The sequence below is a fragment of the Variovorax sp. GW821-FHT09B05 genome (genome assembly GCF_059418265.1).
Map to the genome: position 1 here is coordinate 225,670 of NZ_JBWKPN010000007.1, position 23,653 is coordinate 249,322.

21 protein-coding genes are annotated in these 23,653 nt (G+C 70.8%); 9 read left to right on the top strand and 12 right to left on the bottom strand.

The genetic code is table 11. The annotated features are described in order from the left end of the window. Positions 1 to 139: 139 nt before the first annotated feature. A complete protein-coding gene (locus AC07RM_RS20000; RefSeq protein WP_208510961.1) occupies positions 140 to 1,039 on the top strand; it encodes a LysR family transcriptional regulator in 900 nt (299 codons plus the stop codon). Here AC07RM_RS20000 and AC07RM_RS20005 read toward each other — a convergent pair. Beyond that, positions 1,036 to 2,004: a LysR substrate-binding domain-containing protein gene (locus AC07RM_RS20005; protein WP_495335621.1), complete on the bottom strand. Its 969-nt coding sequence runs from the start codon at positions 2,002 to 2,004 to the stop codon at positions 1,036 to 1,038. The genes AC07RM_RS20000 and AC07RM_RS20005 overlap by 4 nt on opposite strands. A 176-nt stretch (positions 2,005 to 2,180) precedes the next feature. Here AC07RM_RS20005 and AC07RM_RS20010 point away from each other — a divergent pair, with 176 nt between their 5' ends. From AC07RM_RS20010 to AC07RM_RS20030, 5 genes are read left to right on the top strand one after another with little or no spacing between them, the layout of a single operon-like run. Further along, positions 2,181 to 3,128, top strand: a complete 948-nt coding sequence (locus tag AC07RM_RS20010; protein WP_495335622.1) for a dihydrodipicolinate synthase family protein — start codon at positions 2,181 to 2,183, stop codon at positions 3,126 to 3,128. Next, positions 3,109 to 4,365 carry an aminotransferase class V-fold PLP-dependent enzyme gene (locus AC07RM_RS20015; protein ID WP_495335623.1) on the top strand — a complete coding sequence of 419 codons (1,257 nt, stop codon included), beginning with the start codon at positions 3,109 to 3,111 and terminating at the stop codon, positions 4,363 to 4,365. Before AC07RM_RS20010 ends, AC07RM_RS20015 begins: the two co-directional genes overlap by 20 nt. A gap of 34 nt (positions 4,366 to 4,399) precedes the next feature. Next, positions 4,400 to 5,389: a Bug family tripartite tricarboxylate transporter substrate binding protein gene (locus AC07RM_RS20020; protein ID WP_495335624.1), complete on the top strand. Its 990-nt coding sequence runs from the start codon at positions 4,400 to 4,402 to the stop codon at positions 5,387 to 5,389. A gap of 13 nt (positions 5,390 to 5,402) precedes the next feature. Continuing rightward, the gene (locus AC07RM_RS20025; RefSeq protein WP_495335625.1) at positions 5,403 to 6,584 is read left to right on the top strand and encodes an enolase C-terminal domain-like protein; all 1,182 of its coding nucleotides are present in this window, start codon (positions 5,403 to 5,405) and stop codon (positions 6,582 to 6,584) included. Between the two features lie 55 nt (positions 6,585 to 6,639). Next, a complete protein-coding gene (locus tag AC07RM_RS20030; RefSeq protein ID WP_495335626.1) occupies positions 6,640 to 7,806 on the top strand; it encodes a pyridoxal phosphate-dependent aminotransferase in 1,167 nt (388 codons plus the stop codon). On the opposite strand, the gene AC07RM_RS20035 is transcribed toward AC07RM_RS20030, so the two are convergent. The 3 genes from AC07RM_RS20035 to AC07RM_RS20045 form a co-directional block, all read right to left on the bottom strand. Further along, entirely contained in the window at positions 7,803 to 9,182 is a 1,380-nt protein-coding gene (locus AC07RM_RS20035; protein ID WP_495335627.1) for a CoA transferase, read from the bottom strand. The genes AC07RM_RS20030 and AC07RM_RS20035 overlap by 4 nt on opposite strands. A 77-nt stretch (positions 9,183 to 9,259) precedes the next feature. Then, on the bottom strand, positions 9,260 to 9,898 hold the full coding sequence (locus AC07RM_RS20040) for a 3-oxoacid CoA-transferase subunit B (protein WP_057595049.1): 639 nt from the start codon (positions 9,896 to 9,898) through the stop codon (positions 9,260 to 9,262). A 1-nt stretch (position 9,899) separates the two neighbouring features. Further along, positions 9,900 to 10,700, bottom strand: a complete 801-nt coding sequence (locus AC07RM_RS20045) for a CoA transferase subunit A (protein ID WP_093344776.1) — start codon at positions 10,698 to 10,700, stop codon at positions 9,900 to 9,902. 95 nt (positions 10,701 to 10,795) lie between these two features. On the opposite strand from AC07RM_RS20045, the gene AC07RM_RS20050 reads away from it, so the two are divergent. The 3 genes from AC07RM_RS20050 to AC07RM_RS20060 all read left to right on the top strand — a co-directional run bounded on the left by AC07RM_RS20050 (position 10,796) and on the right by AC07RM_RS20060 (position 12,316). Beyond that, positions 10,796 to 11,398: a LuxR C-terminal-related transcriptional regulator gene (locus AC07RM_RS20050; protein WP_203201593.1), complete on the top strand. Its 603-nt coding sequence runs from the start codon at positions 10,796 to 10,798 to the stop codon at positions 11,396 to 11,398. A 185-nt stretch (positions 11,399 to 11,583) separates the two neighbouring features. Beyond that, positions 11,584 to 11,724 (top strand): hypothetical protein, encoded by a 141-nt coding sequence (locus AC07RM_RS20055; protein WP_172705439.1) that lies wholly within the window; start codon positions 11,584 to 11,586, stop codon positions 11,722 to 11,724. A 124-nt stretch (positions 11,725 to 11,848) separates the two neighbouring features. Beyond that, complete coding sequence (locus AC07RM_RS20060) at positions 11,849 to 12,316, top strand: ASCH domain-containing protein (protein ID WP_495335628.1); 468 nt, start codon at positions 11,849 to 11,851, stop codon at positions 12,314 to 12,316. A 12-nt stretch (positions 12,317 to 12,328) separates the two neighbouring features. On the opposite strand, the gene AC07RM_RS20065 is transcribed toward AC07RM_RS20060, so the two are convergent. The 8 genes from AC07RM_RS20065 to AC07RM_RS20100 are packed head-to-tail and all read right to left on the bottom strand — an operon-like array spanning position 12,329 to position 23,627. Then, the gene (locus AC07RM_RS20065) at positions 12,329 to 13,120 is read right to left on the bottom strand and encodes a hypothetical protein (RefSeq protein ID WP_495335629.1); all 792 of its coding nucleotides are present in this window, start codon (positions 13,118 to 13,120) and stop codon (positions 12,329 to 12,331) included. Beyond that, on the bottom strand, positions 13,117 to 13,851 hold the full coding sequence (locus tag AC07RM_RS20070) for a phospholipase D-like domain-containing protein (RefSeq protein ID WP_208512793.1): 735 nt from the start codon (positions 13,849 to 13,851) through the stop codon (positions 13,117 to 13,119). The genes AC07RM_RS20065 and AC07RM_RS20070 overlap by 4 nt, the downstream gene beginning before the upstream one ends. Continuing rightward, a complete protein-coding gene (locus tag AC07RM_RS20075; protein ID WP_495335630.1) occupies positions 13,848 to 19,097 on the bottom strand; it encodes a DNA repair ATPase in 5,250 nt (1,749 codons plus the stop codon). Before AC07RM_RS20075 ends, AC07RM_RS20070 begins: the two co-directional genes overlap by 4 nt. A gap of 29 nt (positions 19,098 to 19,126) precedes the next feature. Then, complete coding sequence (locus AC07RM_RS20080) at positions 19,127 to 21,295, bottom strand: flotillin family protein (RefSeq protein WP_093344787.1); 2,169 nt, start codon at positions 21,293 to 21,295, stop codon at positions 19,127 to 19,129. A gap of 53 nt (positions 21,296 to 21,348) precedes the next feature. Then, on the bottom strand, positions 21,349 to 21,981 hold the full coding sequence (locus AC07RM_RS20085) for a ubiquinone biosynthesis protein (RefSeq protein ID WP_495335631.1): 633 nt from the start codon (positions 21,979 to 21,981) through the stop codon (positions 21,349 to 21,351). Between the two features lie 52 nt (positions 21,982 to 22,033). Then, positions 22,034 to 22,474: a hypothetical protein gene (locus AC07RM_RS20090; RefSeq protein WP_495335632.1), complete on the bottom strand. Its 441-nt coding sequence runs from the start codon at positions 22,472 to 22,474 to the stop codon at positions 22,034 to 22,036. Next, the gene (locus tag AC07RM_RS20095; protein ID WP_093344793.1) at positions 22,471 to 23,199 is read right to left on the bottom strand and encodes a PspA/IM30 family protein; all 729 of its coding nucleotides are present in this window, start codon (positions 23,197 to 23,199) and stop codon (positions 22,471 to 22,473) included. Before AC07RM_RS20095 ends, AC07RM_RS20090 begins: the two co-directional genes overlap by 4 nt. Before the next feature lie 11 nt (positions 23,200 to 23,210). Continuing rightward, the gene (locus AC07RM_RS20100) at positions 23,211 to 23,627 is read right to left on the bottom strand and encodes a YjfI family protein (RefSeq protein ID WP_093344797.1); all 417 of its coding nucleotides are present in this window, start codon (positions 23,625 to 23,627) and stop codon (positions 23,211 to 23,213) included. Positions 23,628 to 23,653 lie beyond the last annotated feature (26 nt).

The window sequence follows — 23,653 nt, forward strand, 5'->3', positions numbered from 1 at the left end:
CTCCTGTGAATGCGGTGCCGAAGGCGGCGGAACAGCGGGCATCGTAGCTTTGCAGTTTTGCTATGACAATAGACAAAATTGCGCCAGGGTTTTGCATAAATGCAGATCGCCCGCACGACGGCGCCGCCCGGAGGAACACATGGACTGGGACAACCTTCGCTTCTTTCTCGAACTCGCGCGCTCGGGCACGCTGATGAGCGCGGCGCGCCGGCTCGAGGTCGACCACACGACGGTGGCGCGGCGCATCCAGGCGCTCGAGAAGGAGGTGGGCGCGCCGCTGTTCGCGCGCGAGGCCGGCGGCCATCGGCTCACCGAGGCCGGCCGGCGGCTGCAGCCGCAGGTGGAGGCGATGGAAGGCGCCTTCCTCGCGGTGGAGAGCACGGCCCCGGCCTCGCAGGAAGGGCTGTCGGGGCTGGTGCGCATCGGCGCCACCGAGGGCTTCGGCACCGCGGTGCTGGCGCCGCAGCTCGCGCTGTTCGCGCGCCAGCATCCGCGGCTGACCATCGACCTGCTGGCGATGCCGCGGCTGGTGCACCTGTCGCGGCGCGAGGCCGACATCGTGATCTCGCTCGAGCGGCCGGCGCGCGGGCCGGTGCTGGTCACCAAGCTCAGCGACTACACGCTGCGCCTCTACGCCTCGAAGCCCTACCTCGCGGCGCACAAGCCGATCGCCACGCGCGAGGACCTGCGCGGCCACACCTTCATCAGCTATGTCGACGACCTGCTGTTCAGCAAGGAGCTGCAGTACCTCGACGAACTGCACCGCCCCGACAGCTTCGCGCTGCGCAGCACCAGCGTGCTGGCGCAGCACCGCGCGGTGGCCGCGGGCGCGGGCATCGCGGTGCTGCCGGCCTTCCTGGCCGAGGGCGACGGCAGCCTGCAGCCGGTGCTCGCGGGCCAGGCGAACTTCACGCGCACCTTCTGGATGTCGATGCCGGCCGAGACCAAGCACCTCGCGCGCATGAAGGCGACCTGGGAGTTCCTGCAGCAGACCGCTCAGGCGCAGCGCGACCTGCTGCTGCCCGATGCCGGCGCCTAAGCCACGCCCTCGAGCACCGGCTCGCCCCGTGCGGGCGCTTCGGCCCGCACCAGTTCGCCCAGATGGCGCCACAGCCGCTCGGCCTGCTCGGCCAGCGGCGCGCGCCGGCGCATCAGCATGAAGCGCAGCGGCACCTCGAGCGAAGGGCCGCCGGCCCGCACGAGGCGCCCGGCATCGAGGTCCTCGCGCACCAGCGCCTGCGGCAGCCAGGCCACGCCCAGCCGCGACAGCGCCATGAAGCGCAGCCCGTCGGTCAGGCTGGCCTCGTGGTGGCGCTGCAGCCGCAGTTCGCCATGGCGCTCGAGCAGCGGCGCCAGTGACCAGCCGAGGTGGCATTCCTCGGCATAGCCGAGGAAGGAAACGGGCGCGCCGCCGGGATCGCGCAGGTCGAACAGCGGCCCGCCCGCCGCATTGGGCGCGCTCACCGGCACCAGCCGTTCGCGCCCCAGTTCCAGCACCAGGCAGTCGCCCGCCTCGCAGGCCGAGCCCGCGCGCGCGGCCACCGCGCCGGCCTCGTCGAACAGCGCGACCACGTAGTCGGCCGAGCCCTCGGCCAGCATCCCGAAGCACTCGGGCAGGTTGTCGGAGCTGACGCTGAACTTGGCGCTCCGGAAGTCGTTGTGCAGCCGCGGCACCCAGTCGGGGAAGAACACGGCCGACATGATGTGCGGCGCCGCGAAGCGGATGCGCTGCTGGCGGTCCTCGCCATCGGCCTTGATCGACTTGCGCAGCCCTTCCAGCGCATAGACCACCTCGGAGGAGATCGCCTGCAGCCGCTCGCCGGGCTGCGTGAGCTCGAGCGCCGCGGTGCGCCGGTCGAACAGCGGCGCGCCGATCCACTGCTCGAGGCCCTGGATGCGCCGGCTCAGCCCCGACACCGACACATGGCAGCGCTCGGCGGCGCGGCTGAAGCTGCGCGTCTGGCACAGGACCAGGAAATCCTTCAGGCTGACCAGGTCGATCATTTGCGGTTTCCTCAAAAGTTGGCGGCCACCCGAGTCTACTTTCTCTCGGCTATAGCCTGGGCACTCCGGCATTCCGATCTTTTGCGGCTTTCGCAAAACCCGGCGCCCGATCGGCAACCCGCTGGAGGCCTCGGCCCCCAAGAATTCCGGCACCCCGAACCCTTGCTGGAATCCAGATGCCGCCCTCCACCCCCCAACGCCTTCGCGGCGTGCTCGCCCCGGTCCTCACCCCCTTCGACGCCGCGCTGAAGCCCGACGCCGCGCGCTTCCTGCGGCTGTGCCGCTGGCTGGTGGCGCAGGACTGCGGGCTCGCGATGTTCGGCACCAACTCCGAGGGCAACTCGCTCTCGGTCGACGAGCGCATCGAGCTGCTGCAGCAGGCCGTGGCCGCGGGCGTACCGGCCGCGCGCATGCTGCCGGGCACCGGCAGCTGCTCGCTGGCCGACGCGGTGCGGCTCACGCGCTGCGCGGTCGACCAGGGCTGCGCCGGCGTGCTGGCGCTGCCGCCCTTCTATTACAAGAGCGTCACCGACGACGGCCTGTTCGCCTTCTTCAGCGAGGTGATCGAGCGGGTCGGCGACAGCGGCCTGCGGCTCTACCTCTATCACATTCCGCCGGTGGCGCAGGTGGGCTTCTCCCACGCGCTGGTCGAGCGCCTGCTGAAGCGCTACCCCGGCACGGTCGCCGGCATGAAGGACACCGGCGGCGACTGGGACTACACCGCGCGCACCATCGCGCAGTTCGGCCCCGCGGGCTTCGACGTCTTCGCGGGCACCGAGACCCTCCTGCTCGACACCCTGCGCCACGGCGGCGCGGGCTGCATCTCGGCCACCGCGAACGTCAATCCCCGCGCCATCGTGCGCCTGTTCGACACGTGGCGCGACGCGGATGCCGATGCGCGGCAGGCGGCGCTCAACGCGGTGCGCGCGAAGTTCGCGGCCCATCCGCTGATTCCCGCCATGAAGTCGGCCATCGCGATGGCCACGGGCGATGCGCAATGGGCGCGCGTGCGGCCGCCGCTCGAGGCGCTCGATGCGCAGCGGCAGGAGGCCCTGCGGCAGGCGCTGCGCGACCAGGCTTTCGATCTCGCCGCACTCGACGTCGATGCCAGCGATCGCCACTGAGCCGGGCGCGGCCGCGCCCTTCACCGAGGCCGAGCTCGCGCGCCTGCGCCGCGACACGCCCGCCTGGGGCGCGGGCGCGCACCTCGCGCATTTCGCGCATGGCTCGGCGAGCCTGCCGCCCGAACCCGTCTACGCGCAATGGCAGGCCTGGCTCGAGGCCGAGCGCACGCTGGGCACGCACCGCGCCGCCGAACGGCATGCGGACGCGCTGCATGCGGTGCGCGCCAGCGTCGCGCGGCTCGTCAACGCGCAACCGCACCAGGTCGCGCTGCTGGGCTCCGCGAGCCAGGCCTGGGCCACCGCGATGAGCGCGGCCCACGCGCCCCATGTGATCACGACCCACGACGAATACGGCGCGAACGCGCTCCACCTGCTGAACGCGGCGCGACACGGGCGACTCGGCTTCACGGTGACCGGCACGCGGCCCGGCGCGACGCCGCTGACGCAGCGCCTGGACCACGCGCTGCGCCACGCACCCGCCGGTAGCCGCCCCGTGGTCTCGCTCGCCGCCGTGCCGACCGCCTGGGGCGCGGCCACGTCCATGGACGGCGTCGCGCGCTGCGTGCACGCGCATGGCGGCCTGCTGTTCCTCGATGCCAGCCATGCGGTGGGCCAGGGGCCGGTCGACATGCAGGCCCTGGGCTGCGACGTGCTGGTGTTCCCCACGCGCAAGTGGCTGCGCGGCCCGCGCGGCGCGGGCGTGCTGTGCCTGTCGCAGCGCGCGCTCGAGACGCTCGGCACGCCCGATGCCGTCGACGTGGCCGGCGCGCAGTGGCTGGAGGCCGAGCGCCTGCAGCCCTGGTCCGATGCGCGGCGCTTCGAGGGCCACGAGTTCCATCCGGGCCTGCGGCTGGCAGTGGGCGCGGCCTGCGACTACGCGCTCGCGGTCGACCCGGCGCGCATCGCGCGACAGAACGCGCTGATTCGCCAGCGCCTCGCGCATGCGCTGCAGGAACGCTTCGGCTGGCAGCCGCTCGAGGCCGGCCAGCCCGATCGCAGCGCGCTGCTGACCTACCGCCTGCCCGAGGCCTTCGGCGATGGCGCGGCCTTCGTCCGCCGCCTCGCCGACGCGGGCGTCCACGCCTCCTTCGTCGGCCCGCAGCACGCGCGCTGGGCACTGGAGGCCGCGGGCCTGCCGGGCGTGCTGCGGCTCACGCCGCACTACCTCACGGACGAGGACGAGATCGCGCGCCTCGTGGAGGCCATCGAGACCACGAATCCCCGCGTCCACCGCTGACGCTGTTCCATCGACACCCAAAAAGGAGACAAGCATGAAGATCCATCCCCGCCCCCTCGCCCGCCTGGCCACCGCGCTCGCGCTGTTCGCCGCCGTCGCCGCGAGCCCGCCGGCCGCCGCGCAGGCCTATCCCTCGAAGCCCATCAGCGTCGTCATCCAGTACCCGGTCGGCGGTCCCTCGGATGCCCTCGCGCGCCTGCTCGCGCCGCGCCTGCAGGCCGCGCTCGGGCAGCCGCTGGTGATCGAGGCCCGGGTCGGCGCCGGCGGCAACATCGGCACCGACTTCGTGGCCAAGGCCAAGCCCGACGGCTACACGCTGCTGCTGTCCTCGAGCGGACCGCTGGCGATCAGCCCCTGGCTCTATCCGAAGCTGCCCTATCGCCCGCTCAAAGACCTGGTGCCGGTGGTGCAGCTCGCGGCGGTGCCGCTGGTGCTCGAGGTCAACGACGCGAACCCGGCGCGCAGCGCGGCGGAGTTCCTGCGGCTGCTGAAGGCCAACCCCGGCAAGTACAGCTTCGGCTCGTCCGGCAACGGCACGCCGCAGCACCTGTCGGCGGTGCTGCTCGGTTCGATGACCGGCGCGGCGCTCACGCACGTGCCCTACAAGGGCCAGGCGCCGATGGCCACCGACCTGATGGGCGGGCAGATCGACTTCGCGATCGACAGCATGGTCTCGGCCATGCCCAACCTCGCGACCGGGCGGCTGCGCGCGCTGGCCGTCACCGGCCGCCAGCGCTCGCCGCTGCTGCCCGGCGTGCCGACGATGGAAGAGGCCGGCGTGCCCGGCTACGAGGCGCTCGCCTGGTACGGCCTGATGGCGCCGGCGGGCACGCCGCGCGCCATCGTCGAGCGGCTCAACGAGGCCGCGCGCCAGGCGCTCGACACACCCGCCGTGCGCGAGCAGATCGCGCGGCTCGGCAGCGCGCCCGTGCACGGCACGCCCGAGCGCTTCGGCAACTTCATCCAGGCCGAGTACGACAAGTGGGGGCCGATCGTGAAGAGCACCGGCGCCGTCGTCGATTGAGGCCGCACCGCCCATGAAGATCCTCAGCATCGCGGAACGCACCGTTCCCATCGCCTCCTCGCTGCGCAACGCGCGCATCGATTTCAGCGAGATCACCGCCAGCGTGGTGGCCATCGTCACCGACCAGTTCCGCGACGGCCGCCGCGTCGTCGGCCATGCCTTCAACTCCTTCGGCCGCTACGGCTGCGGCGGACCGCTGCGCGAGCGCTTCATCCCGCGCCTGCTGCGCGCCACGCCCGAGGAACTCAACGACCCCGCCAGCGGCATCGTCGACCCGCAACGCGCGCTCGACCTGATGCTGCGGCGCGAGAAGGCCGGCGCCCATGCCGAGCGCTCGATGGCGGTCGGCACGCTGGAACTCGCGCTCTGGGACATCGTCGGCAAGATGCGCGGCCTGCCGCTGTACCGGGTGCTGGCCGAGCGCATGGGCGAGCCCGGCATCGAACCCGCGCGCTCGGTGCGCTGCTACGTGGGCGGCGGCTTCTACCGCGACCACGACGACCTGGCCCGGCTCGGCGACGAGGTGCGCGGCCATCTCGATGCCGGCTACACCGAGCTCAAGATCAAGGCCGGCGGCCTGCCGCTGGCCGCGGAGCTGCGGCGCATCGAGTCGGTGCTGGCGCTGGTGGACTCGGGCGCGCGGCTGGCGCTCGATGCGAGCTGCGCCTTCGGGCGCGACGAGGCGCTGGCCTTCGCGCGCGCCATCGCGCCCTATGGCCTGCGCTGGCTCGAGGAGCCCTGCGACCCGGCCGATTTCGAGACCTACCGCGCGGTCAGCGAGGCCTACGCGGGCACCGTCGCCGGCGGCGAGAACCTGTTCTCGCGCGAGGAGGTGGCCAACTTCCTGCGCTACGGCGGCTTCGAAGGCCGCGTCGTGCTGCAGCCCGATCCGCCGCTGGCCTACGGCCTGCTCGAGCTGCAGCGCATCGTGGCGCTGGCTCGGGCCCACGGCGTGGCGCGCGAGAACATCGTGCCGCACGGCGGCAACCTGATGTCGCTGCACGCGACCGCGGGGCTGGGCCTTGGCAGCGCGGAGTCCTATCCGGGCCTGTTCGGCCCCTTCGGCGGCTTCAGCCGCGAGGTCCGCATCGAGAACGGGCGCGCCACCCTGCCCGAGTCGCCGGGCATCGGCTTCGAGGAGCAGCCCGCGCTCTACCGCATCTTCCGCGAGCTCGCGGCCAGCCTGGGGGTGTGAACGCGCGCGCGCCGGCCGCAGAATGTGCGGACAACGCCTGCCAGGAGACGCCCGCATGCCACGCCACCGCCCCGCCCGCCTGACCCACATCGCCGGCATCGGCGTCGACCGCATGGGCGCCATCGCCGACGACGCCGAGGGCCCGCCCTTCCTGCGGCTCGAGAACCTCGACGTCGACATCCCGCCCGATGCCGAGGCGGTGGCGCGCACCGTGCGCGCCGCCACCGAGGACGCCGACAACAGCTACCTGCCCTTCGTCGGCCAGGCGCGGCTGCGCGAGATCGCGGCGCGCCATGTGTCGGAACTCTCGGGCGTGGCCTACGAGGCGCGCCACTGCGTGATCTCGGCCGGCGGGCTCTCGGGCATCCTCAATGCCCTGCTGGCCACGGTGGAGGTCGGCGACGAGGTGCTGGTGACCGACCCGACCTATGCCGGCCTGCTCAACCGCATCCGGCTCGCGGGCGGCACGCCGAAGTACGTGCCGTTTTGCTTCACGCCCGGCGGCGAATGGAAGCTCGACCGCGAGGCGCTGCACGCCGCCATGGGCCCGCGCGTGCGCACGATGCTGCTGATGTCGCCCTCGATGCCCTCGGGCGGTTGCTTCGATGCCGACGACTGGCGCGCGATCGCCGCGCTGTGCGTGCAGCACGACCTGACGCTGATCCTCGATGCCGCGATGGAGCGGCTGCTGTTCGACGGCCGCGAGCTCATCCATCCGGCCGGGCTGCCCGGCATGGCCGAGCGCACCATCACCGTGGGCTCGTCGGCCAAGGAGCTGCGCATGATCGGCTGGCGCGTGGGCTGGACCGTGGCACCCGAGAGCTACATGCCCGACCTGGTGGCGGTGTCGCTCGCCAACGTGGTGGTGCCGGTGGGCATCGCGCAGGACGCGGTCGCCACCGCGCTCGCGCAATCGCCGCGCACGCTGGCGCCCTACGTGGGCGAACTCGAACGGCGGCGCGACACGCTGCTCGCCGAGCTGCGCGGCCTGCCCGTGGGCGTGCCGGCCGGCGGCTGGTCGATGCTGCTGCGCGCCAGCGACTTCGGCATCGACGGCCAGACTCTCTCCGAGCGGCTGCTGAAGGCGCGCGTCTGCGCCACCGCCATGCAGGGCTGGGGCGAGACGCATGGCGCGCAGTACCTGCGCTTCGTGTTCTCGAACGAGCCGGTGGAGCGGCTGCGCGGCCTAGGCGACAAGGTGCGCGCGGCGCTCGGGGCCTAGGGCCACTCCGCCGGGTGGCTGCCGGGCGGCATCGAGGGCCGCGGCCAGGCGGCCGGCGTGCGCGCGAGCAGCGCGCTGTGTCTCAGGCCCGCGAGTTCGCCGAAGCCCGAGGGCTCGGTTTCCACATAGGGCGCGATGTCGGGCCTGGCCGTGGCGAGCCCGCCGGGCACGCGGCCGAGTCCGCGCAGCCAGTGCCCGGTCTGCGCGAGCGACACGCGCACCTGCCAGCTGCCGCCCTCGCGCTGCTGGCGATGCAGCGCGGCGGCCGCGCCGAAGGCGATCAGGTAGCCCGTGGCCTCGTCGAGGATCTGCATCGGCAGCGGCTTCGGCTTGCCGTCGCCGGCCGCCTCGCCCTCGGCCTGGTTGAAGCCCATGGCGGTCTGCACCAGCGAATCGAAGCCGCGGCGGCCAGCCCATGGGCCCTGCGTGCCATAGGCCGAGAGCGAGACGCAGACGATGCCGGGCCGCAGCGCCGCGAGCTGCGCCGGCCCGAAGCCCAGCGCCTCGAGGCCGCCGGGCCGGTAGCCCTGCACGAACACATGCGCATCCCCGGCCAGCCGGCGCAGCGCCGCCTGTCCCTCGTCGGTGCGCAGGTCCACGTGCGTCGACAGCTTGCCGCGGCTGGTGTCGGCGATGGCCTCGATGTTGGGCAGCCGCGGCGAGTTGACCAGCATCACGTCGGCCCCGTAGGCCGCGAGCGCGCGCCCGCCGACCGGGCCGGCCAGGATGCGCGTGAGGTCGAGCACCCGCAGGCCCGCGAGCGGCCGCTGGTCCTCGCGCAGCGGCGGCAATGCAAGCGGTGCCGCGTCGCCGATGCGCTCGATGGTGAACAGCGGCTGCGCGGCGATCGCGCGGCCCTGCGGCGTGGCATCCCATTCGTCGAAGCGGCGCAGCGCGGTGGCCACCAGCCCGCGCGCGGCGGCGGCTTCCTCGAAGTCGAGCGCACGCCAGCCGGCCATCGCGGCTTCGGCATCGGCGCGCACGGCCGTCGCGGGATCGAGGCCCAGCAGGCGCAGCGCGCCTTCGCGGTGGTGCGCGAAGTTGGCATGGATGCGCACCCAGCCGTCGGAGGTGCGGTAGAGGCCCGAGAACGCGTCCCAGAGTTCGGGCACGCGGCCGTCGAGGCTGAACCAGCCGGTGCATTCGAGCGCGGCATGGCGCATGTCGACCGCGACCGCTTGCCGCGGCACGCCGCGCGCATGGCCGAGTTCGCAGGCCGCCAGCGCGGCGGCGGCGATGCTGCCCTGCGCCGCCGCGCCGACCGCGAAGGACGACGGCAGCACCGGGTCGGCGCCCGTGAGCCGCGCCAGCGGCAGTGCGTCGGCCGGCAGGCCGGCCTGGCGCCAGAGGTCGTGGAGGATGTCGCTCACGCTCATCTTTCGTTCTCTCCAATGAAAAAAGGCAGGGCCCGCTCGCGCGGCCCTGCCCTTCGTTCGTCGTTGCGGCCTTCGCCTTACTGGATCAGCTTGGCGCCGGTCTTGGCCTGCAGCGCATCGAAGCTCACGCCGGGCGCGAGCTCGATCACCTTGAGGCCCTCGGGCACCACGTCCATCACGGCGAGGTCGGTGATGATGCGGTCGACCACACCCACGCCGGTCAGCGGCAGGGTGCACTTCTCGAGGATCTTGAAGTCCTCGGTGCCGTCCTTCTTCTTGGCCACGTGTTCCATCAGCACGATCACGCGCTTGACGCCGGCCACCAGGTCCATCGCGCCGCCCATGCCCTTGACCATCTTGCCGGGGATCATCCAGTTGGCGAGGTCGCCCTGGGTGCTCACCTGCATCGCGCCGAGGATCGAGAGGTTGATCTTGCCGCCGCGGATCATCGCGAAGCTGTCGTGGCTGCCGAAGATGGCCGAGCCCGGCAGCGTGGTGACGGTCTGCTTGCCGGCGTTGATCAGGTCGGCGTCGACCTGGTCCTCGGTCGGGAACGGGCCGATGCCCAGCATGCCGTTCTCGCTCTGCAGCCAGACTTCCTTGGTGCCCGTGTGGTTGGCCACCAGCGTCGGGATGCCGATGCCGAGGTTGACGTAGAAGCCGTCTTCCAGCTCTTGCGCGGCGCGCGCCGCCATCTGGTCTTGGGTCCAGGGCATCTCAGGCTCCTTCTTTCTTGTTGACGACCTTGGCCGGCACTTCGCTGCCGGCGGCGGCCTGGGCGATGGCCGTCTGGGCCTCGACCTTGGCGGCCGCGGCATCGACGCCGGCGCTCACGGTGCGCTTCTCGATGCGCTTCTCGGGCGTGGCGTTGAGCACCAGGCGGTGCACGTAGATGCCCGGCAGGTGGATGTCGTCGGGGGCCAGCTCGCCCACCTCGACGATCTTCTCGACCTCGACGATGCAGATCTTGCCGGCCATCGCGGCCGCGGGATTGAAGTTGCGCGCCGTCAGGCGGAAGCGCAGGTTGCCCGACTTGTCGGCCACGTCGGCCTTGACCAGCGCCACGTCGGGCACCAGCGAATGCTCCATCACGTAGGTCTCGCCGTCGAACTCGCGCAGTTCCTTGCCCTCGGCGACCTGCGTGCCCACGCCGGTCTTGGTGAAGAAGGCCGGGATGCCGGCACCGCCGGCGCGCAGCTTCTCGGCCAGCGTGCCCTGGGGCGTGAATTCCAGCGCGAGCTCGCCCGCCAGGTACTGGCGTTCGAATTCCTTGTTCTCGCCCACGTAGGAGGCGATCATCTTCTTGATCTGGCGCGTCTCGAGCAGCTTGCCGAGGCCGAAGCCGTCGACGCCCGCGTTGTTCGAGATCACGGTGAGGTTCTGCGCGCCGGAATCCTTGAGCGCCTCGATGAGCGCCTCGGGAATGCCGCACAGGCCGAAGCCGCCGACCGCGAGCATCTGCCCGTCGGCCACGACCCCCTTGAGCGCCGCCTCGGCGGAGGGATAGATCTTGTTCACTCGTGCTCCTTGAATGGCTGTGTCGAGAGTGGGTGGGAAAGCCCTGAACGATACTACGTACCCGCATACGTAGTATTTCGTAATGGTGACCCCCGATGCAGGAGACGACCGATCGCAAGGCTGAGGCGGCAACGCCCGACATCGACTACCGGCTGGCCTTCGAGCATGCCCCGGTCGGGATGGTGGTGTCGCGCCACCGCGCCATCGTGGCCTGCAACCAGCGCGTGTGCGAGATCTTCGGCGCAACGCCCTCCGCGCTGGTGGGGCATTCGTTCAGCATCCTCTACCCCAGCCTCGCCGAGTTCGAGCGCATCGGCAAGCGCATGGAGCCGATCATGAATGCCAGCGGGCATTACGCCGACAACCGCATGATGCGCCGGCTCGGCAACCTGCATGGCGCGATCGCGGGCGAGACCTTCTGGTGCCATGTCACCGGCCATGCGATGAACCGGGCCATCCCGCACGAGTCGGGCATCTGGACCTTCGAGGACCTGGGCTCGCGCCGCGCGACCAAGGCCCAGCTCACGCCGCGCGAGCGCGAGGTGGCGGCGCAGGTGATGCGCGGCCTGACCTCGAAGGAGATCGGCAAGGCGCTGGGCATCAGCCACCGCACGGTGGAACTGCATCGCGCGCGGCTGATGCGCAAGTACGCGGCCGCCACCACGGCGGAACTGGTGCAGAAGCTGATCGCTGGCTGACCCCTGGCTGACCGCGATGCTCCCGGGACCACGCCCCGATCGTTTCGCGCGCGCCGGGTTCCTCCGGATCGTTGCCGAAACGGAAACGCCGTGTCGATGAAAGGCACGAACCATGGCGCTTTCGCAGGACTATCGTTGCAGTCATGCGGACACGGTGTCCGCGTCACTGTTCAAGGAGTCGTCTCATGACCACAGCCCTTCATTCCGAAAAGGCCCTTCTGCAATCGCGCCTGGCCGCGCATGCCCATGTGCTCGCCGTGCACAAGGCACCGGTCGCGCTGACGCTGGCCGCCGTCATCCTGTCGGTGCTCGGCGTGCGCGCCTGACCCTGGCACCGCGCCAGGGCTGAACGAGAGGCGCCGCGCCGCACGCATCGCAGGATGCGCCCACGGCGTCCCTCATTCAGCGCTCATTCTTCGCTATGCTCTGCCCCCTTTGGCAGGCACGCGCATGGCGATCCCCGACGAGATCCTTCCCTTCTGGCAACGCTTCGAGGCCGCCCTCGGCAGCGAGGCCGCTTCGCGCTTCTGCGAAGCCTTCCACTTCGACGACAACGAGGCCGGCGCCACCGAACTCGCGCAGCTCGTGCTCGAGGGCCGCAAGCGCGGCACGGCCAGCCTCGAATGGTCCTTCGCCGCCACGGGCCGCCCGCGGCCGAGCCCCGGCGACCTCAGCGTGGTGACCGACTGGCACGGCCGGCCGCTGTGCGTGATCGAGACGCGCTCGGTGGTGGTGATGCCCTTCGAGGAGGTCGGCGCGGACTTCGCTGCGGTCGAGGCCGAGGGCGACGGTTCGCTGCGCTACTGGCGCGAAGGCCACTGGCAGTACTTCAGCGGCGAGTGCGAGCGCATCGGCCGCACGCCCGACCTGCGCATGCCGGTGCTGTGCGAGACCTTCGAGATGGTCTGGCGCGACTGAGCGCCGGCGGCCCTACTTCTTCTTCGGCGCGATCGAGGCCTTCGCCTTGCCATCCGTCGACACGGCCGCCCCGGCCGCTTCAGGCGCCTTGACCCAGCCGCGCAGCATCAGTCCCATCAGCAGGCCAGCCAGGAAGATCGCCCAGTAGACCCAGGCCGGCAGGTTCTCGGCGCCGCTGTGCAGGTTCATGCCGAAGACCGCGCCGATCGCCATCAGCGGAAAGGTCAGCGCGGCGATGGTGTTGAGCTTGTGCTGCGCGCGCGTGGCCTCCAGCGCCGCGCGTGCCTGCGCCTCGGCCGCATGGGCGAGGCGGAAGTCGAGCGACATGCGGGTGTCGGCCAGGAGCAGTTCGAGCCCGCGCGCGATCTCGACCGCGCGGTCGCGCAGGTCGACCAGCAGCGGATCGTCCTTCACCGCCTCGCGCGCCGCCTGCAAGGTGGCCTGCAGGTTGGCGGCCGCGCGCGACAGCGGGATCAGCGGCCCGAGGATCTGGAACAGGGCCTCGGCATCCGCGGCCGCCTCGTGGCGCTGCTCGAAGGTGGCCAGCGCGGCGCGGTAGCTCTCGAGCAGCTTCGCGAAGGCGCGCTCGCCCGGCGTGCTGCCCTTGTGGAACCAGCCGCCGTCGGGTTTGCGCAGGAACACCGAATGACGGCGCTCGCTGCCGCTGCCCGCGGGCGGCTCGTGCAGGATCACGAGCAGGTGGCCGTCCTCGTGCACGATGCGCTGCGCGCCATAGCTGTCGCGGCCCAGCCGCTGCAGCATGGCGGGCGGCAGCTCCCAGTCGTAGTCGATGCGTCGGCTCATCGGTCTTCCTGCAGTTCGCGCCACAGCGTGTCGAATTCGTCGGCGAAGCGCCGCAGCAAGGTAGCGTCGTTGCTCAGCACCAGGTTCTCCTCGTTGAATTCGCTGGCGCTGCGGGTCCAGTTGTAGCTGCCGTTGAGCAGCCAGGCGCCGTCGAAGATCGCGAACTTGTGGTGCATGTGGGCGTCGGTGCGGTCGACCGCCACCGGGATGCCCGCGTTGCGCAGCCGGCCTACGTCGCTGCCGAGGTCGTATTCCTTGTCGTTGTCGGTCACCAGCCGCACGCGCAGGCCGCGCCGGTGCGCCGCGAGCACCTCGTCGCTGATGCGGTCGTCCGACAGCGTGAAGACGCAGAGGTCGGCGCTGCGGCGCGCGCCGCGCAGTTGCTGGACGATGGCCTGCAGGCAGGCCGTGCCCGGGCTGAAGAACACCTGCGAGCGCGGCGCGGCACCGTCGGCGGTGCCGGGCGAGCGGCCGACGTCGATGGCGCGCACCACGCCCTCGAGCCACTTGAGCAGCCCGAGCTGCTGCGGATCGGCGGTGCGCGCGCGCACCAGGTCGAAGGCCCGGTTGCGCAGCTGGCGCAGGCCGTCCTCGGGCGGCGAGGCCTCGCGCAGCGTGTGCACCAGCACGCGCCGCTCGTCGTCGCTCAGGCGGTGGTCGGCCATCGCGGCATCGAGCTGCGCGAGCAGCACCGGCAGCGCGTCGTGCCGCTCGGAAGGCGAGGTGCTCATTGGTCCTTCTCCGGCTTGGCCGCAGGCCGCTTCGCCGCGGCCTTCGCGCCCTGCATCTCGGCCGTGAGGCGCTCCATGTCGTGGCGGATGGTGCGGTCGAGCTCGAGCCGGCGCTCGGTGGCCGTGACCAGCGGCAGGATCAGCTCGCGGTAGGTCACGGCGATCTGCAGCATGGCCTCGGCCAGGCGCTGACTCTCGCTCGGCGTTTCCGGCACAGACGGCTCTTCAGGTGGCGGGGGCTTGAGCGCATCGACCGCGCGCGCCACGTCGAGCAGGCCGCTGGTGATGCGCTGGCTGGCGTCGGTATCGTCGCCGCCGAGCTTGCGGCGCCGCACGAACTCCTCGCAGATCGCGCTCCAGCGCGCGGCCTCCTCGGCCGTGGGGCTGCCGAGCAGCTGCGCGAGCCGCAGCAGGTTCTCCTCGGCGCCGGTGGTCAGCGTCTGGGCCTCGCCGCGGTAGTGGTCGCGCAGCAGCGCATCGAGTTCGTCGTCGCGCATCAGCGCCGTGACCTTGCCCGCGAGCTTGGTCATGTTGCGGTAGCTGCCCTGCAGCTTGAACGGCGGCGCGGCGCGGTAGTGCTCCTGCTGCGCGGCCGACTCGATGTACGCGAGGTTGACCTTGAGCAGCAGGTCGCGCACGCGGAACAGGCGCTGCAGCAGGCCCTTGATCTCCTCGAGCTCGACCGCGCTGTAGGGATGCGACAGCGCGCTGCTCGGCACCTCCTGGCCCTGCGCCATCTGCACCAGCAGCTGCACGTCCTTCGGATCGCGCGAGGCCAGCGGCATCAGGGTGGCGTTGGCCGTGAGGCTGTTCTCGATGTAGGACAGCGCGAACGCGGCCTCGCGGCCCGAGAGCACGTCGCCGAGGTTGTAGATGTCGGCCCGGTTGGCGAGCATGTCGGGGATCTTGAACACGTCGCCCGACTCGGTGTAGGGGTTGCCCGCCATCACGATCGCGAAGCGCTTGCCGCGCATGTCGTAGCTGCGAGGCTCGCCGTTCCACACGCCCTCGATGCGGCGCGTGCCGTCGGCCAGCGCGATGAACTTCTGCAGGAACTCGGGGCTGGTGTGCTGGATGTCGTCGAGGTAGAGCATCACGTTGCTGCCCATCGCCAGGCCCAGGTTGAGCTTCTCGAGCTCCTGGCGCGCCGCGCTGTTGGGCGCGCTGGCCGGATCGACGGCCGTGACGCCATGGCCCAGCGCCGGGCAGTTGATGCGCACGAAGATCAGCCCGAGCCGGTCGGCCACGTACTCCATCAGCGTGGTCTTGCCGTAGCCCGGCGGCGAGATCAGCAGCAGCAGGCCCATGCGGTCGGTGCGGTTGCCCTCGCCCGCCGCGCCGATCTGCTTGGCGAGGTTGTCGCCCACGATCGGCAGGTAGAGCTCGTCGATCAGGCGGTTGCGAACGAAGGTCGACAGCGGCTTGGCCTGGAACTGGCCGAGCTTGAGCCGCGCCTTCTCGTGCGCGAGCAGCTCGTGGCGCAGCGCGTGCAGCGCCTGGAAGTCGGGCACCGCGTGCGTGGCATGGAACTGGAAACGGCGCCAGAAATCGTTGAGGTTGAGCGTGACGCGGCCCTCGGCCACGCGCGGATGCTCGCCGCGCAGGCCCTCGACCGTGCGGTCGAGCGCCGCATTGACGCGCACCCGCTGCACCGGGATGGCGAGCACGCTGGCCGCGTCGTCGACCCAGGCCAGCGATTGCGGCGACTGGTGCAGCGCATAGGCGCGCACCCAGTCGCGCGCGAGTCGCCAGCGCTCGGGCGGCGGCGCGCTGTCGAGGTCGTGCTGCCAGGCCTCGCGCCGGCCGCCGCGCTCGAGCTCGCGCAGCAGCGCGGCGGCGAGGTCTTCGCCCGCGCCCGACACCACCCAGTGCTCGCCGCCCTGCGCGCTCGCGAGCTCGCGCACCAGGTAGGCGCCGGCGCGGCCGCAGAGCGTGGTGACCTCGTCCTGGTGCGCCTCGAGCGCCGCGTCGTCGGCGGCGGGTTCGGGCAACGGCAGCAGGTCGGGCAGGAATTCCTGCGCGAAGTGGCGCAGCACGCGCGCCATGTCGGCCTCGAGCTGCGCCAGCGCATCGCGCCGGCCGAACAGCTCCTGCATCTGCAACGCGGCGCGCGCGCGCCGCTGCATCGATTCGCGCATCGCCACCAGGTGGCCGTGCTGCCAGTAGAGCAAGGCCAGCGCGCGCTCGGTCGGGCCCCAGGCCAGCAGGCCGGCCTCGTCCTGCATCGGCACCAGCGCGGCCAGGAGGCGCAGCGCGTCCTCGTCGTGCACGCCCTTCTGGTAGCCCTCCTGGTAGCGCGGCGCGGCGAAGCGGCGCACCAGTTCCAGCAGCTCGGGATGCAGCGGGTTCTCGGCCAGCAGCGCCAGCAGCTCGGCCCAGCCGCGCTCGGCCCGGCCCTGGAGCAGCGCCTCGAGCAGGCAGCCGGCCAGGTACTCGGCGCGCGACAGCGCGGGCGTCTCGGACACCAGCGCCTGGTTCCAGTAGCGCCGCAGCGGCAGCAGGCGCTCGTCGTTGACCGGGCTCAGGTAGTCGGTGCCCGTGACCTGGTAGGCCAGGCCCTCGCCATGCGCCACCAGCGTGAGATCGATCGGCTGCCGGTGCACGGTGAAGGCATGGCGGCCCAGCCGCAGCGTGTCGCCACCCTCGCTCACCAGCTCGCGCTTGTCGCGCACCGCGCGCAGCGCCTGGTCGCGCGCGGTCTTCAGCCGCGTGTCGAGCTCGTCGGCCGGCACCGCCGAACCGAGCGCGCGCAGGTCGGCGATCAGCGCATGCAGCTTGGCGATCATCGGATCGGCCGCGAAGTAGCTGTGGACCTGCCCCAGCTCGCCGAACTGCGCCACGCGGCGCGCGATGCCGTCGAGGATGCGGCCGGCCGCGTCGATCACGCCCTTGGCGCGCCGCTGGCGTCCCTCGACCAATGTCTGGCGCCGGGCCGACAGCGCCTCGTAGACCGACTCGCGCTTCTCGGCGATGTCGGCCAGGAAATCCTCCTGCTCGGCGAAGCGGCCCTCGATCTCCTCGAGCTGGGCCAAGAGGCGCGTGAGCGCGTCGTCGCACTTCTCGGGCGTGTCGGCGAACTCGAGCGCGTTCTCCACCGCCTGGCCGAACAGCTTGAACTGGGCGCCGAACTCGGCGCGCGCCTCGTTCGCGCCCAGCGACTTGCGGCGCGCGCGCGCATCGGCGCGCATGCGGTTGATGTCGGCGTAGATCAGCGAGATGCGGTCGAGGATCGAGGTGCGCACCACCGCGTCGCCGCCCGGCAGGCTGCCGAGCTGCTCGGTCAGCAGGTCGAGGCCCGCGGCCTGCTCGTCGAGCGTGGCGAGCAGCTTGCCGAGCGCCGGCGAGGTGCCGAGCTGCGGCAGCTCGAGCGCGAGCTTGTCGAGCGCCTGGCGCTGGCCGTCGAAGGCGGTGTCGGCCGCCAGGAACTGCATTGCGCGCTCGCCGATGCGCTGCTGCTCGGTCTCGAGCGCGGCGTCCATCGCGGCGATGCGCGGCAGGTCGGCGTAGCGCAGCTCCTTGAGCATCTGCAGCTGGCCGCGGCGCTCGCGCAGCCGCGCCAGCGCCTTGACGAAGTCGTCGGGGGCGCGCCACAGCGTGCTGGCGATGTCGACCAGCAGCGCATGCTGCTCGGCCTCGGCCTGCGCCAGCGCGCGTGCCGTTTCGCGCCGGATGGTGTCGACCTTCTCGAACTCGGCCAGCGTGCCGCGCGCCACCTCGGCGATGCTGCGCAGCTCGCCCGAGAGGTTGTCGGTCTCGGGCGAGTCGAGCCAGAAGTAGGCATCGCTCACGCGCGTGCACTGGCGGATCAGGTCCTCGTAGGCGGCGCGCGTGGGCGCCTGCTCGCGCACCGCGCGCGCAATGCCCATCAGGTCGGACACGCCGCGCACCAGCTCGGCATTGCCGATCTTGCCGAAGAAGCCGGTGGCCGGCGGCTGGGCACCGGCATGCTCCTCGCTCGCGAACGGCGTCTGCCACAGCTGCATCGGGTGCACGCGGGTCGGCTCGTTCTCGTCGCCGTTGAACACCAGGATGCGCCCGTCGGCGAAGCGCGCATAGCCGTTGGCGACGATCGGCGTGGCCAGCGTCTTGTCGATCAGGTTGTAATTGAACAGCGCGTAGCGCCCGGGCTTGGGGTCGTAGAAGACATAGGCCACGTCCTCGCCGTTGGGCGAGCGCAGCATGCGCTTGAAGCGCAGGCTGCCGACCATGTCGGCCGGCAGGTCGAAGCGCTTGTGCTCGCCCGACTGCAGGTAGTAGCCGCCCGGGAAGATGATGCCGTGATCTTCGGGCAGCTGCACGCACGAGCCGCCGATGGCGTCGATGCGCTCGACCTGCTGCGTGCGGATGTTGAACACCAGGTAGCGCGTGACCTGCTCGCGGTAGGGCTTCACGCGCAGCAGGATCAGCATGCCGAGCTTGGCCCAGGCGATCTCGGCATCGGTCAGCGACTGGCTGCGGTCCTCGACCGGTTCGTTGTAGATGCCCAGCCCGGTCTCGGTGTTGTTCTCGACCTTGATCGTGAGGTCGCCGCCCAGCGTCTCGACGAACACGGTGTCGAGCACGTTCACGTGCGGATGCTTGCCGCCCACGTGGTCCTCGCGCGTGGCGACGGTCCATTCGAAGTCGTGGCTGGCCGGCAGTGCGATGTCGCGCTCGCCGCGGTTGTCGATGTAGTGGATGCCGCCGTCGCGCTCGATGGCCCAGCGGAACACGCGCACGTCGTGCAGCTGCTGGCCGATCTGGAACGCGGCCAGCAGCTTGTCCTGCGTCACGCGCAGCTGCAGCAGCGTGGCCTGCTTGTAGTAGGCGTAGAGCTCGCGGAAGTCGGAGGCGAAGCGCGCGTCCTCGAGGAAGGTGCCGGCGATCGGCACCGGCTGCAGCTCGTCGGCATCGGGCGCGCCGAGCTGCGCCATGCGGTAGAGGCCGAACACGTCGCCAACGGCGGTTTCCTTGCGCAGGCCGATGAAGACGTTGTAGCCGAACAGCAGCAGGTCGCCGATGCGCACGATGTCGCGCGCCACGGCGTTGTTCTCGGTGCGCGCGCGGGTGCGCAGCACCAGCGACTGCTCGGAGCGGCCGAACTCGGCCAGCCGCTTCTCGTTGAGGGCGCGCGCCTTCTTCAGCAGGCCCTCGCCCTGGGTCTCGAGGCGCTTCTTCAGCAGGTCGTAGCTGCCGCTGCCCGAGACCAGGGCCTCGGTCGCATCGGCCGCGGCACCGGGCGGATTCCCCGGTTCGTTGGTGTCCATGGGTGGGTGCCGTGCGGGTCAGCCCGCGCTCAGTTGCGGAAGGTGGAGATCAGGTTGTGCAGCGCCGATTTCTGGGTCTCGCTGCCCTCGGTGGCGATCTTGTTGACGAGCGCCGCCACGCTGAGGTTCTGGATCTCGCCCGAGGACGAGCCGAGCGCGCCCACGATGTCGCGCAGGTCCTGCACCACGTCGCGGTTGCCCGAGAGCTGGTCCTTGAACGCGACCTGGATCGCATTGCTCTTGGAGATCACGCCGTCGATGCCCTTGCCCACCGAGAGCGAGCGCACGAAGCTGTCGAAGTAGTCGCCCTGCCCGCCCACGATGTCGATCTTGGCGTTCGACAGCGCGGTGCCCAGCACCTCGGCCTGCTCCTTGGCGATGGCCGTCTGGGCCTCGATGCCCTTGAGGGTCTCGATGTGCGACTTCTCGAGGCGCATGCGGAATTCCTCGTGGTCGCGGGTCTCGGGGCTCATGGACTTCATGGCCTCGAACTTCTCGTGCAGGCCCTTGGCCTCGGCACCGAAGCGCGCCTCGATCACCTGCGCATCGGCCTGGCCCGACTTGAGCGTGGCCTCGGCATCGGCCGTGCGCACGTTGACCTCGGCCAGGCCGAGCTTTTCCTTGCCCGAGGCCTCGGCCTCGAACTTGGCGCGCATGCCCGCGGCCTCGGCCTGCGAGCGCGCCTCGATCACCTGCGCATCGGCCTGGCCGGCCTTGAGGATCGCGTCGGCGTCGGCGGCGCGCACATGCACGTCGGCCAGGCCGATCTTCTCCTTGCCCGTGGCCTCGGCCTCGAAGCTCGCGAGCTTGGCCTGGGCGGTGGCGATCTGCACCTTGGCGGCCGCCAGGCCCGGCGCGGCGGAGATGGCCTCCACGCCCTCGGCCTCGCGCTTCTTCGACTCGGCGTCGCGCTCGGCCACCTTGAGCTTGGCATCGGCCAGCGTCAGTTCCTCGGCCGCCTTGTGGCGCGCGCGCTTCTCCTGCGTCTCGGCCGCCTTCACGTCGAGCACCATCTTCTCGTCGGCCTGGCCCTCGGCCATGATCACGACCGACTTCTTGGTGCGCTCGGCCTCGGCCACCACGCGCAGCTCCTTGATCGCCTCTTCCTGCTCGGCCACGGTGCGCTCGACCACGATGCGCTCGCGGATCACGTCGGCGATGGCCTTCTTCTGCACTTCGACGGCCTTGTCCTTCTCGATGCGCTGCAGCGTCACTTCCTTCTCGCGGTCGACGATCTCGAGATCGCGGGCACGCGTGACCTTTTCCTCCTCGATCGCCACCGCGCGCTTGCGGTTGTTCTCGGCCACTTCCTTCTCGCGCTGCACGTTCTCCTGCTGCACAGCCACGGTCTGCTCCGAGAGCAGGCGCGCGCTCTCGGACTTGGTGCGCTCCTCGGCCTGGATCTTCAGCGTCTCGGCCTCCTCGCGGGCGCGCACGCTGGCGATCTCGCGGTGCTGGCGCGAGGTGGCGTCGGCCTGCTGGCGCTCGAGCTCGAGCAGCGCCTCCTGCGTCTCGACGTTCTTCTTCTTGATCTGCATTTCCTCGTTGCGGCGCAGCTCGTTGGTGCGCACGTGCTCGACCGCCGTCAGCTCGGTGATCTTCTTGATGCCCTGCGCATCGAGGATGTTGTTGGCATCGAGCTCCGACAGCGGCGTCTGCTCGAGGAAGTCGATCGCCGCGTCTTCGAGCACGTAGCCCGAGAGGTCGTTGCCGATCTGGCTCACGATCTGGTCGCGGAAGTTGTCGCGCGCCTGGTAGAGGTCGACGAAGTCCATCGACTTGCCCACGGTCTTGAGCGCCTCGGAGAACTTGGCCGAGAACAGTTCCTCGAGCGTCTCGTGGTTCGAGGCGCGCGCGCAGCCGATGCCCTGTGCCACCTTGAGCACGTCGTCGGCCGTCTTGTTGACGCGCACGAAGAACTTCACCTTGATGTCGGCGCGGATGTTGTCGCGGCAGATCAGGCCCTCGTTGGCCGAACGGTCGATCTCGATCGTCTTGACCGAGATGTCCATCAGCTCGGCCTTGTGGATGATCGGGTAGACCATGCGGCCGGTGAAGGTGACCTCGGGTTCCGCGCGCAGCGTGTTCACGATCAGCGCGTGGCCCTGTTCGATCTTGCGATAGAACTTGGCGAACATCGCGAACAGGCCGAGGATGACAATGGCCAGCACGGCGACGGCAATGAGGATGGGCTCCATCTTTTTTCTCCAGTACTTGAAGCGGAAAACAGGGGATCGGGCGGGGGCCGCGCTCAGCTCGACAGGTCGTCGTGCGCGGCGATGAGGTAGCGCGCGGCCACCTCGTCGTATTCGAGGATCAGCGCGATCGAGCCGCGCTTCAGGGTGTTGGGCACCGGCGCCCAGACGCGGATGTTGAGGCTCGCGCCGCGGCGCGCCACTTCGGCGCGGCCGTCCTTCTCGTTGACCACGCCGGTGACGACCTTGCAGGTCTGGCCGACCAGTGCCGCGTTGCTCACGGCCGTGTGGCTCACGAACAGGCCGCGCAGCGGACGGATCGCCACCGCCGTGACGGGGATCGCCACCACGGCGCTCGCCACCAGCAGCGCGGTGCCCGCGACCAGCTTGAGCAGCGTGGTCGGCACCAGCGGCAGCAGCCATTCGCCGCCGAGGCACGACACCACCCAGGCCACCAGCACCAGCAGGCTCACCGCGACCGAGAACGGCACGCCGTTGAGGCCCATGGCCACCACGTAGCTCGCGAGGTCGCCGACGTCCTCGGCATCGCCGTCGGCGTGCGCGAGGTCGACGTCGATGCCGTGGTGCTCGATGTCGACCAGGCCCAGCATCGCCAGCACCCAGTAGATCAGCACGACGCCCAGCAGCACCGTGTAGATCGCGGTCGGGTAGCCCGTGACCGCTTCCATGAAATTGCCCATCGATCCTCCCCCGGGCCAGCCGGTGGTCTCTGCGTTGTTGTTATCGCCGCGCCGGCTTGCCGGTGCGGGCGCTCTGCTTCACGCCGTCGGGAGCGCTCTTGGCGGCGCTCTTCGCAGTGCTCTTCATCGCGTTCTTCGTCGTGCTCTTCGCCGCGGCCTTCCCACCGCCCGCGAATGCGATCAGGTCGCGCGTCGCCCGTTCCTTGATGGCGAGCCGGTCGTCGGCCGCCAGTCCGTAGCGCGCCGCCAGGAACTCGTAGTCTGCCGCACCGAGCGACACCGTGAGCCGCGGGCGCTTGGGGCCCGCGGTGGTCGTGAGGCCCAGCACCTGCCGGATCTGGTCGGAGGTCGACACGTGCCGGTCGAACGCCGCCTTGCGCACCGCCTCGAGCACCGCCTCCTCGACGTCGAAGGCCACCTGCACCGCGCGAATGGCGTCGTCCGAGCCCTGCCAGCGTGCCGGCTTGGCCCGCACGGTCATTGCGCGCCGGACTCCGGCGTGCCGCCGCCGGCCGCGCCTGCCTGGCGCGCGCGGATGCGGTCCATGACCTTGCCGGTGCGGTTGGCATCGCTGCCGATGCCGGCCGCCGCGAGCTTCTTCTCGAGCGCGGCGTGGCCCAGTTCGTTCTCGAGCGACTCGCTGGCCGCCATGCGGTCGGACAGGTCCTCGTGGCGCTTGCGGATGCGCTCGAGCGATTCGCGCGCATTGGCCAGCCGCGAGCCGCCGCTGCCGATGTTCTCGGAGATCGACTGCGTGGCGCGGTAGACGCTCTCGGTGGTCTTGGCGATGCCGATCTCGCGCTCGTGCTCGCGGATGCGCGCCTCGGCCGAGCGGATCAGCTCCTTGAGCTTGCCGACCTGCAGCGCATACGAGGCATGGGCCTTGGCCTGCTCCTCGAGCTCCTGCTCGATGGTGCCGATGCGCGCGGCCACGTCGAGCGCCAGCCCTTCCTGCGTCTTGTTGAGCGCCTCGAGCGCGAGGCCCTCGTAGCGCGCCACCTCGTTCTTGAGGCGCTCGATCTCGCGGGCCGACTGCATCTCTTTGGCCATGACGCCCGTGAGGTCGCCCTTGGCCTTCTCGATGCTGTGCTTGGCGTCGATGATTTCCTGTTCGTAGATGCGGGTCGCGTTGCTGTCGACCACGCTCTCGCCGATCTCGCGTGCGCTGCCGCGCAGCAGGGTGACCAGTTTCTTGATGACCGTCATGATGACCTCGCTTAGTTCAGGAATTCGGACAACGCATCGAGTGCATCGAGCGCGTTGTCGCTGAGCACCGCGACTTCGCGCGCGATGTCCTCGACGCGCGCATCGCGACCGAGCGCACCGGTGAGCACGTAGCGGCCGTCGACGCGCCCGAAGGACGACAGCGGCACGGAGGGATTGAGATCGAGCAGCGACTCCAGCAGCTCGGTGCGCCGCTCGGCTTTGACGTCGGCCTCGGTCCACAGGTAGCAGATGCAGATGATCTGCATGTCGGAACTCGTCACGAAGATCGGGAGCTCGTCGCGGCCCTCGATGCTCACCTGGATCACGGGCGTCTGGCCCGGGATCGGCTGCAGCTGCACCGTCACGCCGCCCATCGCGGCCCCCGCCAGAACGTCCAGACCCTCGAGTTGATTCAGCAGCGTTTGCATACCCCTCCTGGTGATTGAGTGACGTG